Raw genomic sequence first — 11,666 nt, forward strand, 5'->3', positions numbered from 1 at the left:
CTGTCCAAGATACCGATGGCGCGCTTTGGCGAGGTCGACGAGGTGGCGGCGCTGATCTGCTGGATCGCCTCGGAAGAGTGTTCGTTCACGACGGCCGCCGTGTTCGACGTTTCCGGCGGCCGCGCCACCTACTGAGGCAGAACGAATCTCAATTCCACGTGACGGTGCAACGGACGGAGCATGCGGGCGTATAGTTGGACGCCTCGAAGCGACAAGTCGCGACAAGGTAGCGGGAACCATGACACGGAATGCAGCCGTCAGGCGGGAGTTTGCTACTTTTGCTTAGAGCCGAATCTGCCGCACTGTCCGACGATGAGCTTCTGGACCGCTATCAGCGCGCCGCCTTCGATTATTTCCTCGATAACGTGAACCCCGAAAACGGACTGGTCGCGGACACATCGCGGCCGAATTCGCCGGCCAGCATCGCTGTCGTCGGCTTCGCGCTGTCCAGCTATCCGATCGGCGTCGAGCGCGGCTGGATGACGCGCGATGCCGCCGCGAAGCTGACGCTGGCCGCGCTGCGTTTCTTCTCGACCAGCCGGCAAGGCAATAGCGACGACGTCACCGGCCATAAGGGTTTTTACTACCACTTCCTCGATATGCGGACCGGCCTGCGCGTCTGGCGCTGCGAACTGTCGATGGTGGATACGGCGTTGCTGATATCAGGCATGCTGGTGGCGAGCGCTTATTTCTCCGGTGACGATGACGAGGAAGCCGAAATCCGCCAACTGGCCGAGGCGCTCTACCGGCGCGTCGACTGGCGGTGGGCACAAGGTTCAAGCCCGACCCTGCGGCAAGGCTGGAAGCCAAAGAGCGGCTTTCTGCACTATGGCTGGGAGGGCTACAACGAAGCGACGATCCTCTACGTGCTGTCGATGGCCTCGCCTGACAGTCCAACCTCGGATAACAGCTACGAGGGCTGGACGGCGACCTATCAGTGGGAAAACATCTACGGCTACGACGTGCTGTATGGCGGCCCATTGTTCATGCACCAGTTCTCGCATGCCTGGATCGATTTCGCCGGCATCCGCGACGCCTTCATGCGCGAGAAGAACTCGGACTATTTCGAAAACAGCCGCCGCTCGACCTATCTGCATCGCGACTATGCGCGCCACAACCCTTACGGCTATGACGGCTATGAAGAGAACCTTTGGGGACTTTCGGCGGGCGACGGGCCGGGCGGCTTCCGCACCAGCGTGGAGCGACAGCGCCGGCGGTTTTCCGGCTATGCCGCGCGCGGCGCTCCGTTCGGGCCCGATGACGGGACGATCGCCCCTTGGTCCTATCCGGCATCACTGCCTTTCGCGCCGGAGATCTGCCTGGCGGCGCTGCGCCATCTCGGTGATCGCTACCCCGAGGTGATCGACAATTTCCGGCTGCCGAGCGGCTTCAATCCGACATTGGCGAACCGGCGTAAATTCGGGAGGCACGGCTGGGTGTCGGAGGGCCACTATGGGCTGGATCAGGGTATCGTGGTGATGATGATCGAGAACCATCGGTCAGGGCTGATCTGGAAGCTGATGCGGTCCAATCAGCATATCCGTCGCGGCCTGCACAAGGCCGGATTCAATGGCGGCTGGCTGTCTCAGCCGGCAAGCCCGGCGTCAGGTGGCGGCAATGTCGCGTGACCGGACCAGGACCACCGCCTTCCCCGTCGACAGCAACGACATCAGTCTGATCGCGAGCGCCCATCCGCCGCACTGGAAGAACCCGCAGCCGGACGGTCCCTACAACCTCGTCGTCATCGGTGCCGGGCCGGCTGGGCTGACTGCCGCCTACGAAGCGGCCGGCCTCGGCGCAAAGGTCGCGCTCATCGAGCGCAATCTGATCGGCGGAACTTGCGTCAATGTCGGTTGCATCCCGTCCAAGTCGATCATCCGCACCGCAAGGCTTTATGCCGACATGCGCGATGCCGAGAATTTCGGCGGCGACATGCCGGACCGTCTTCACGTCGACTTTCCGCGCGCCATGACGCGGATGCGGCAGATCCGGCAGCGGATCAGCCGCGCGGATGCCGCCGATAGGCTGGTTTCCGAAGGCATCGACCTTTATTTCGGCGAAACGCTGTTTTCCGGACCGGACGCTGTCACGGTCGCCGGACAAACCTTGCGTTTCAGGAAGGCGCTGATCGCGACAGGCGCGCGCCCGAGGCTGCCGACGATTCCAGGCCTTGCCGAGGCCGGCTATCTCAGCAACGAGACCATGTTCGAGCTCACGGAGTGCCCGAAGCGGCTTCTGGTCATTGGCGGCGGACCGCTCGGCTGCGAGGCGGCGCAGGCCTTCTGCCTGCTCGGTGCCAAGGTCATCCTGGCGCAACGGGAACCGATGTTCCTGCCCGGCGAGGAACGCGACGCCGCCCAGATCCTTTCGGACGCGCTGGCGCGCGAAGGTGTCGAGGTTCGCCTCAACACCGAGGTGGTAGCGGTGCGAACGGAAGGCGGCAAGAAGCTCGCCGACCTGGTGTGCGACGACATCACGACAACGATTTCCGTCGACGAGATCATCACCGGCATCGGCCGATCGCCCAATGTCGACGGCCTCGACCTGGAAAACGCCGGGGTGGCATACGATGCCGACGGTATCAAGGTGGACGATTATCTCCGCACCACAAATCCGCACATCTATGCGGCGGGCGATGTCTGCCTCGCCTACAAATTCACCCACACCGCCGAGGCCACAGCTCGCATGGTCGTGCGCAATGCCCTGTTTCTCGGACGCAGGAAACTGAGCGAGCTGGTCATTCCGTGGTGCACCTACACCGATCCGGAGATCGCCCATGTCGGCCTCTATCCGGCGGAGGCGCGCCAGAACGGCATCCCGGTCAAGACTTATACGGTGCTGATGCACGATGTCGCCCGGGCGGTCATGGACGGCGAGGAGGAGGGTTTCGTCAAAATCCACGTCAGGGAAGGGTCCGACCGCATCCTGGGCGCCACGGTCGTCGCCAGCCATGCCGGTGAGATGATCAATGCGGTGTCGCTGGCCATCAAATCGGGCATGGGATTGCGTGCGCTGGCCGACGTCATCCATCCCTTCCCGACGCAGGCGCTAGGCATAAAGATGGCCGGCGACACCTATCGGCGGACAAGGCTCACCTCATCATGGAAGCATCTGGCTGGCCGCTGGTTGGCGTGGTCCAGGCGATGGTGACATTCCGGCAGCCTGCCGCAGCTGGTGCATCGGACATTCGGCGACGATGCGGCGCTTGACGAAAGCCTCGTCGACCATCTCGGATATCCGCCAAACGTCGGTGCCATCCAGAGGTTAGCCGGCTCTATATTTCCGCGGATCCTGCGGGCCCTGCCGACCGCGACTCCAATTTCGTGGCTGCCCTGTCAGAGTGCGTGCAGAAGTTCTTGCCGAATGGGCTCGAGATAGGTTTGCGGATGCAAGCGTCCCCAAACATGGTCGCGCTCGGTCAGATGCTTAACCTGCTCTATCCAGCGCCTTGGCGCATCGGGGTCCCTGACCTCATGCCAGTCGTCGACGACAATGACCGGCAGACCCTGATAGAGCGGGTCGAGCGGCGAGGTCTTGGTGACGACGATGCAGCCGAGATAGAACAGCTCCCATGTCCTATGGCAGTCCAGGCCGTTGCCTTCGGTGGACAGGACAAGCGGGTATTGCGAGTACAGTTGCCAGATCGAGCGCTGCGAGACGCGTTTCGCCAGGAAATCGACATGCGGACATCCGCGCAGGACATCAAGCAGTTCCCGGCGCTGTCTCGAGCCATTGCTGATGCTGAAATCAGAGAACAGTCTGGGCGGGCGGCGGTCCACATGATCCTGCCGGGCGCGTATGATTTCCAGTTGCTTCACAAGCCCTTCCGGCGTGGCGAAGGACCGAGGCGTGTGAAGATCGAGCCCGATCGGGAAAGGCTTGACCCTGGGGTGAGTGCCGTCACAATTCTGGCTGTACCAGGAGACCAGGAAGGGGTTGGCGAGAAGCTGGTCGACGGTGCCCTTCGCCAGATCAGACGGCACCGAAGCATCGCCATCGGTCGTCAGCAGCGTGAACGGTGCCGTGATCGTCGGCAACACGATCCTGACGAACGTGTCGAGATCACAGGTTTGCGCATCCCTGGACAAGGTGCTCAGACGCAGCCAGACGATGCCATGTGCGCCGCTGTAATGCTGGCGGAAAAATGCCTCGCTCTGTGTCGATGCGGTTGACGCGTTGCGATACCAGCGCGGCCCGGCGAAATCGCAGAAATGTCCGATCCCCTGCGACCACAGCACGGGCGGAACGCCAAGAAATCTCAGCGCCCTGGAATAGACGGCTCTTTTGACTGCCCTTCGCAACCTGCCCATGGGCAACTCCTAGCGCGGATGCCAATACCGTTGCAACGTGCTGCCCGACATATTCGCCTTGAGCGGAACAAAGGCCAAAAGTTTCCCCGCAATACCCCTTCCGGCTCCGGAGAACCCAACTTACGACAGGCGCAGCCGCCGGCGAGGCTCGATCTACAGACTTGATTATGACAAAGGTCGAAGGGCTTGCGGTCGGCGCAAGGCCGCACGTCTCAATCGTGCAATTCCCGCGATATCGGCGGCCCCACCGAAAAGCCGGAGAATGTGACCTCGAAGCCCTCGCGTTGCGGCGAACAGCACATCATGCCGACATCGACCGTCCTGGAGATCGGAAAGTAGGCGAGCCGCACAGGCTTCCAGTGGCCGTCGGAAGCATCGAGATACTGGACACGGATCGTTTCGGCGTGACGGGTCAGCCGGATCCTGACGCCGCCCGGACCGGCATGAATGGCGACCAGCGACCAGTCTGACGTGTCGTTGGTGACCACGACGGAGAAATAGGCAAGGCCGTCGGTGTACTCGATACCGGCCTTGATCCAATGGGTTTCGCTGAGCCGGACCATCAGCCCCGCCTGATCATAAAGCACCTCGTAGTCGCCTTTGACGGTGACCTCGGCGGTGAAATCGCCTTCGACGGGCCGGTGCAGGAAGTGGCCATTGTCGCGCCAGAAACCGTAGAAGGTCTCGCGCCAGAAATCGGTCTCCTTGCCGGTGCGCACACGAACGCTGTCGCCGTCGATAGAATGGTGCGGCGGCGGGTTAAGCCAGGTCAGGTCCTGCACTGTCATCCTTCGCGCCGCTCCAATCCAGATGTGCATGGCGGGGTTGCCGGCGTGGTCGGCAGTGACCGATCAGCCCGGCTGATCGGTCGACGGCTGATCAGCCCGCGAATGTGTAGGCCGTCTTCTCCGTGGTGTAGAACTCCGCCGCATAGTGGCCCTGCTCGCGCGGCCCATAGCTCGAACCCTTGCGGCCGCCGAAGGGAACATGGAAATCGACACCCGCCGTCGGCAGGTTGACCATCACCATGCCGGCCTCCGAATTGCGCTTGAAGTGCGTGGCATGCTTGAGGCTCGAAGTGCAGATGCCGGAGGTCAAGCCAAAGGGCGTGTCATTGGCGACGGAAAGCGCCTCGTCATAGTCCTTGACGCGAATGACGCTGGCGACAGGCCCGAAAATCTCCTCGCGCGAACTGCGCATGGCGTTGGTCGCCTCGGTCAGCAACGCCGGCTGCAGGTAGAAGCCCGGCGTCTTGCGGTCGAGCCGCTCGCCACCGAAGGCGAGCGTGGCACCTTCCCTGACGCCGATGGCGATATAGTCCTCGTCCTGCTTCAGCTGCGTCGCGTCGACGACAGGACCGATCTGGGTCTGCGCGTCGAGCGCATCGCCGATGACCAGTTTGCTCATGCGATCCTTGAGGGCGTCGACGAAGCGGTCGTGAATGCCGTCAGCCACAATCAGCCTGGACGAGGCGGTGCAACGCTGGCCGGTCGAGAAGAAGGCACCATTGAGCGCGCAATCGACGGCGATCGCGAGGTCGGCATCGTCGAGCACGACCAGCGGGTTCTTGCCGCCCATTTCAAGCTGGAACTTGCGCATATGTTCGATGCTTGCAGCGGCAACGCGCTTGCCGGTGCCGACCGAGCCGGTGAAGCTGATGGCGTTGACATCGGGACTGTCGAGCATCGCCTGACCGACGACCGAGCCCTTGCCCATGACGAGATTGAGCACGCCCTTCGGCAGGCCGGCGCGATGCAGGATGTCGACGATGGTCCAGGCGCTCTCGGGAACCAGTTCCGCAGGCTTGAAGACGACGGTGTTGCCGTGTGTCAGCGCCGGGGCGATCTTCCAGGCCGGAATAGCGATCGGAAAATTCCACGGCGTGATGATGCCGACCACGCCGACCGCCTCGCGCGTCATCTCGACGCCGACGCCCGGCCGCACGCTCGGCACGACCTCTCCGGTCAAACGCAACGTTTCGCCGGCAAAGAAGTCGAATATCTGGGCGGCGCGAATTGTCTCGCCGATGCCTTCGGCCAGCGTCTTGCCTTCCTCTCGCGCCAGATTGCGGCCGATCTCGTCCTTGCGCGCCAGAATCTCGTCGGAGGCCTTTTTCAACACCGCGTGACGCGCCAGCGGACCGGAGCGGGACCAAGCCGGGAACGCTGCCTTGGCCGCAGCGATCGCCTGCTGGGCCTGTTCGACACCCGCCGAGGCATAGTCGCCGACGACGTCGCCGGTATCCGAGGGGTTGATGTTGCGCGAACCGGCATCGCCGACCCACTCGCCATCGATGAGGTTCTTTCGAAACAGCGTCATATCGTATGTTCCTGCTTGTTGGCCGCGCGGGCATCTGTCTGAACTGGTATTTGCCAGACAATTGCCTCGCGGGAAAGCAAACAGTGAACCGCCAGCCGCGACAAAAATCCCCGTGCCTGCGCCGCGCGGATGGCGGGCGACGACGATTCCCCATCGAGCCTCGATGCAGCCAACCTCCATCGTGCATCAATCCGCTTGGGCCGATTCATCCTGTACACTTATGTCCATAGCCTTGATTTGCCTGAGGCAGCATGTCATGCGTCGTGTCGATGGCAGCTCTCGAAACGACGATTCAGCGCGCCGGCGCCACCGGCAACATCAAGGCCACTCGCGAAGACTGGCTGAAGCTTGCGCTTGAAACGTTGATCTCTGACGGAGTCGAACGCGTCCGCGTGCTGACGCTTGGCCAGAAGCTCGATGTGTCGCGCTCCAGCTTCTACTGGTATTTCAAGAGCCGGCAGGATCTGCTCGATCAGTTGCTGGACTACTGGCGGCAGACGAATACCAAATTCATCGTGGAACGCGCCAGGCGGCCTTCCGCCACCGTCATACGCGGGGTGATGAGCATTTTCGAATGCTGGGTGGACGAAAGGCTGTTCGACCCCCAGCTGGATTTCGCGATCAGGGCCTGGGCCCGTCGCTCGCCCGCCATCAGGCGCGCCTTAGACGAGGCCGACGAGGAGCGTGTCAACGCCATACGCGACATGTTCATGCGTCACGGCTACGACGAGGAGGATGCCTTCGTGCGGGCCCGCGTGCTGTATTTCATGCAGATCGGCTATTACTCGCTTGAGCTCAACGAGCCGATGAGCAGCCGCCTGCCTCACGTCGCCGGTTATCTGCGCAGCTTCACCGGCCAGGAGCCTCCGGCGGAGGATGTCGAGGACTTCTCGCGCTATGTCGAGAAGACGCTTTCGCGCAATCGATAGTACGGGCCGCTCGGCCGCCGCGGCCTGACGATTTCGCGTCGTGCATCGGCCCAATAGCAAGCACGGTTGCTGCCGACAGCAGCAGAGGAGCCCTCTGCCGTATCGGCGCAGAGCGGCGCACGGGCGCTCATTCCGCTGTCCGCCAACCTCTAGACACATATGTACAATACCGATAGGGTACGCCACACTGGCTGGGTGGAGTGCGACAGGATGAAATCCCAATATCGGGCGATCGTCATCGGCGGCGGCGTGGTTGGAGCCTCGGTGCTCTATCACCTGGCGAAGTTCGGCTGGAGCGACGTCGCGCTGATCGAACGCGAGGTGCTGACCGCAGGGTCGAGTTGGCATGCGGCCGGCGGGTTCCATGCGCTGAACGCCGATCCCAACATCGCCGCCCTGCAGGCCTACACGATCGACCTGCTCTCCGAGGTCGAGAAAGAATCGGGCCAGAGCATCGGCATGCACATGACCGGTGGCATCTCGGTCGCCTCCGCGCCGGAGCGCTGGGAATGGTTGAAAGCGTCATACCGCATCTTCCAGACCATGGGCATCGACGATGTCCACCTGGTCGGAGTCGATGAGATCAAGCAGCGCTGCCCGATTCTCAACACCGATGGCATGCTGGGTGGACTCTATGCCGCGCGCGAAGGCCATATCGATCCCTCGGGCGTCGTGCACGCCTATGCCAAGGCAGCCAGGCTGCGCGGCGCCGATATCATCGAGCACAACCGCGTGCTGGCACTCAACCGCCGCGCGGACGGCGGCTGGGACGTAGTCACCGAGAAGGGCACGGTCATTGCCGAACACGTCGTCAATGCCGGCGGGCTGTGGGCCAAGCAGGTCGGCCGGATGGCCGGCATCGACCTGCCGGTGTCGCCGATGGAGCACCATTATCTCGTCACCGAGGCGCTGCCCGAAATCCAGGCGCTGGACAAGGAATTGCCGCTGATCGTCGATCTCGAAGGCTTCACCTACATGCGCCAGGAACAGAAGGGCCTGCTGCTCGGCATCTACGAGATCAACCACAAGCACTGGAACATGGATGGGGCGCCGTGGGATTACGGCATTGAACTGATCCAGGAAGACACCGACCGCATCGCCGACGAGTTGGCCCTCGGCTTCAGCCGATACCCCTGCCTGGAGAATGCCGGCATCAAGCGCTGGGTGAACGGCGCCTTCACCTTCTCGCCGGACGGCAATCCGCTGGTCGGCCCGGTGCGCGGGGTTCCCAACTACTGGGTGGCGTGCGGCGTCATGGCCGGTTTCCTGCAAGGCGGCGGGGTCGGCAAGTCGCTTGCCGAATGGATGATCCATGGCGAGCCGGAAGCCGATGTCTACGGCATGGACATCGCCCGCTATGGCGATTTCGCCTCCAACCGCGAATACATCAGGCAGACCACCGGGCAGTTCTATTCGCGCCGCTTTGTCATGAGCTATCCCAACGAGCAGTTGCCGGCGGGGCGGCCCTTGAAGACAGCCGGCGCGCATGACGCGATGGATGCCGCCGGCGCGCGCTGGGGCAATTCATGGGGCATGGAAGTGCCGCTCTATTTCGCGCCGCATGGCTTCGTCGAGACACCGACGCTGAAGCGCTCCAACGCCTTCGACATCGTCGCACAGGAGTGCCGCAAGGTGCGCGAGGGCGTCGGTCTGCTCGATATCACTGCCTTCTCACGCTACGAAATCGCCGGGCCGCAGGCGGAAGCTTGGCTCGACCGGCTGCTTGCCTGTGCGCTGCCCAATCCGGGTCGCGCCAAGCTCGCGCCTATGCTCGGCGAAAACGGCAAGCTCAAGGGCGACCTCACCGTCTTCAACTGGGGCGATGGCTCCTGGTGGATCATGGGATCCTACTATCTGCGGCAGTGGCATATGCGCTGGTTCGAGCAGCATATGAGCGACGGCGTCACCGTCCGCGACATTTCAGACGCGGTCGTCGGTTTCTCGCTGGCTGGTCCCAATGCGCGAATGTTGCTTGAGCGCCTCACACATCAGGACGTTTCGCACGAGGCCTTTGGCTTTCTAGCCTGCAAGACATTGGATGTCGGGCTGGTGCGGGCCAAGGTCGGACGGCTCTCGGTCATCGGCGAACTCGGCTACGAGATCCATTGCCAGGCCAATGAGCACGCGGGCCTGCGCCGCGCTCTGCTGACGGCAGGCAAGTATCTGGGCGTCACCGAATACGGCTTCAGCGCGGTCAATTCGCTGCGGCTCGAAAAGAGCTTTGGTATCTGGTCGCGCGAGTTCACGCAGGACTATACGCCCGATGAGACCGGGATGGACCGCTGGATCGCTTTCGACAAGGGCGATTTCATCGGCCGCGAGGCGGCCCGGAAGGAGCTGAAGGCTTCATCGAGGCGCACGCTGGTGACGCTCGAAATCGACGCGGCGGACGCCGATGCCAGCGGTTACGAGCCGGTCTGGTATAGAGGCAAGCTTGCTGGCTTCGTCACCTCGGGCGGCTACGGCCATACGGTCGGCAAGAGCCTCGCCATGGCGCTGGTCGAGCGCGAAGTGGCTGATATCGATACGCAGTTGACAACCCACATCGTCGGCGTCGAAAGAGGTGCGCGCGTCATCGCCTCGTCGCCATACGATCCACTGGGCAAGGCGATGCGGGCATGACCGATCGAACCGGTGACGTCGGTGCGGAAGACCATGCGATGATCCACGTTTCTTTCCGAAAATCAGGCCGGTCCGGCACGTCATGACCACACGCTATTCCGCCTTTTCGCTGTTCAAGGAGGGCCTGGCCGGCCAAACCGGCTGGCAACCGGCGTGGCGCTCGCCCGAGCCGAAACTGTCCTATGATGCGATCGTCATCGGTGGCGGCGGCCATGGGCTGGCAACGGCCTATTACCTGGCCAAGAACCACAACATCACCAGGGTAGCGGTGCTGGAAAAAGGCTGGATCGGCGGCGGCAACACCGGCCGCAACACCACCGTGGTGCGCTCCAACTACTATTATCCGGAGAGCGTCGAGCTATACGGGCTGGCGCACCGGCTCTATGAGGGATTGTCGAAAGAGCTCAACTACAACGTCATGCTGTCGCAACGCGGCATGGTCAATCTCTGCCACTCGACCGGCGAGATGGAGATCGGCGCCCGCACCGTCAACGCCATGCAGATCAACGGCATCAATGCAGAGCTGTTTTCGCCTGACGATGTGCGCCGGGTGGCGCCGATCTACAATTTTTCACCGGACGCACGCTTCCCGGTGTTCGGCGGTATCTGGCAAGGCAGGGCCGGAACGGCACGCCATGATGCGGTCGCCTGGGGCTATGCGCGGGCCGCAAGCCGACTCGGCGTCGACATCATCCAGAACTGCGAGATCACCGATTTCATCATCGAGGGCGGCCGCTGCCGTGGCGTCCAGACCTCGCGTGGCGCGATCCGTGCCGAGCGTATCGGCATGGCGGTGGCCGGGCATTCTTCGGTGCTGGCGGCCAAGGCCGGCTTCCGCCTGCCGATCAATTCCTATGCGCTGCAGGCCTGCGTGTCCGAACCGGTCAAGCCGATCCTCGACACGGTGGTGCTGTCGCCCGGCTGCGGCGTCTATGTCAGCCAGTCGGACAAGGGCGAGATCGTCATCGGCGGCGGGCTCGACCGCATCCCCTCCTACGCGCAGCGCGGCAATCTGCCGACGCTGGAGGGGGTGATCGCCGGCCTTTTGGAGATGTTCCCGATCTTCGGCCAGCTCAAGCTGATGCGGCAATGGGCTGGGATCGTCGATGTCGTGCCGGACTCCTCGCCGATCATCGGCCCCTCGCCGCTGCCCGGCCTGTTCCTCAATTGCGGCTGGGGCACGGGCGGCTTCAAGGCCATTCCCGCAGGCGGCACGCTGCTGGCGAACCTGCTGGCGACTGGCGAACACAACCACATCAGCCGTCCGTTCGACCTTGATCGCTTCGCCAGCGGGCGGCTGATCGACGAAGCGGCCGGCTCCGGCATCGCGCACTGATGCATGTCGCCCAAAAGTACGCAGCGGTTTGGGGAGAACGACATGCATAAAGACGAAGATTGAGGATTTTATGCAGCTTTTCCCTTGCCCATTCTGCGGCCCGCGCGACGAAACCGAATTCTACTATGGCGGCGATGCCGGAAATGCCCG

At 62.9% G+C, this 11,666-nt stretch carries 9 protein-coding genes; 6 read left to right on the plus strand and 3 right to left on the minus strand.

What is annotated here, in order from left to right; genetic code table 11:
• The 3 genes from EOA22_RS11755 to EOA22_RS11765 form a co-directional block, all read left to right on the plus strand.
• The coding region (locus EOA22_RS11755; protein ID WP_127389978.1) for an SDR family oxidoreductase at window positions 1-135 on the plus strand (135 nt) is incomplete at its 5' end.
• A gap of 113 nt (window positions 136-248) precedes the next feature.
• On the plus strand, window positions 249-1,628 hold the full coding sequence (locus EOA22_RS11760) for a glucoamylase family protein (protein ID WP_063169869.1): 1,380 nt from the start codon (window positions 249-251) through the stop codon (window positions 1,626-1,628).
• The gene (locus tag EOA22_RS11765) at window positions 1,618-3,150 is read left to right on the plus strand and encodes a mercuric reductase (RefSeq protein WP_063169868.1); all 1,533 of its coding nucleotides are present in this window, start codon (window positions 1,618-1,620) and stop codon (window positions 3,148-3,150) included. The genes EOA22_RS11760 and EOA22_RS11765 overlap by 11 nt, the downstream gene beginning before the upstream one ends.
• Window positions 3,151-3,335: 185 nt before the next feature.
• Here the strand turns inward: EOA22_RS11765 and EOA22_RS11775 are convergent, their stop codons facing one another.
• The 3 genes from EOA22_RS11775 to EOA22_RS11785 form a co-directional block, all read right to left on the minus strand.
• The gene (locus tag EOA22_RS11775) at window positions 3,336-4,310 is read right to left on the minus strand and encodes a hypothetical protein (RefSeq protein WP_063169867.1); all 975 of its coding nucleotides are present in this window, start codon (window positions 4,308-4,310) and stop codon (window positions 3,336-3,338) included.
• Between the two features lie 212 nt (window positions 4,311-4,522).
• Entirely contained in the window at window positions 4,523-5,098 is a 576-nt protein-coding gene (locus EOA22_RS11780) for a DUF1349 domain-containing protein (RefSeq protein ID WP_063170443.1), read from the minus strand.
• Between the two features lie 91 nt (window positions 5,099-5,189).
• The gene (locus EOA22_RS11785; protein WP_127389979.1) at window positions 5,190-6,629 is read right to left on the minus strand and encodes an aldehyde dehydrogenase family protein; all 1,440 of its coding nucleotides are present in this window, start codon (window positions 6,627-6,629) and stop codon (window positions 5,190-5,192) included.
• A gap of 269 nt (window positions 6,630-6,898) precedes the next feature.
• Between EOA22_RS11785 and EOA22_RS11790 the strand changes: the two genes are divergently transcribed.
• The 3 genes from EOA22_RS11790 to EOA22_RS11800 all read left to right on the plus strand — a co-directional run bounded on the left by EOA22_RS11790 (window position 6,899) and on the right by EOA22_RS11800 (window position 11,516).
• Window positions 6,899-7,558 (plus strand): TetR/AcrR family transcriptional regulator, encoded by a 660-nt coding sequence (locus EOA22_RS11790; protein WP_024501867.1) that lies wholly within the window; start codon window positions 6,899-6,901, stop codon window positions 7,556-7,558.
• A 210-nt stretch (window positions 7,559-7,768) separates the two neighbouring features.
• Window positions 7,769-10,180 carry an FAD-dependent oxidoreductase gene (locus tag EOA22_RS11795; RefSeq protein ID WP_063169866.1) on the plus strand — a complete coding sequence of 804 codons (2,412 nt, stop codon included), beginning with the start codon at window positions 7,769-7,771 and terminating at the stop codon, window positions 10,178-10,180.
• Between the two features lie 82 nt (window positions 10,181-10,262).
• The gene (locus EOA22_RS11800; protein ID WP_063169865.1) at window positions 10,263-11,516 is read left to right on the plus strand and encodes a sarcosine oxidase subunit beta; all 1,254 of its coding nucleotides are present in this window, start codon (window positions 10,263-10,265) and stop codon (window positions 11,514-11,516) included.
• Window positions 11,517-11,666: the final 150 nt, after the last annotated feature.

It is taken from the genome of Mesorhizobium sp. M7A.F.Ca.US.014.04.1.1, from assembly GCF_003998745.1.
GTDB classification, from domain to species: domain Bacteria; phylum Pseudomonadota; class Alphaproteobacteria; order Rhizobiales; family Rhizobiaceae; genus Mesorhizobium; species Mesorhizobium ciceri.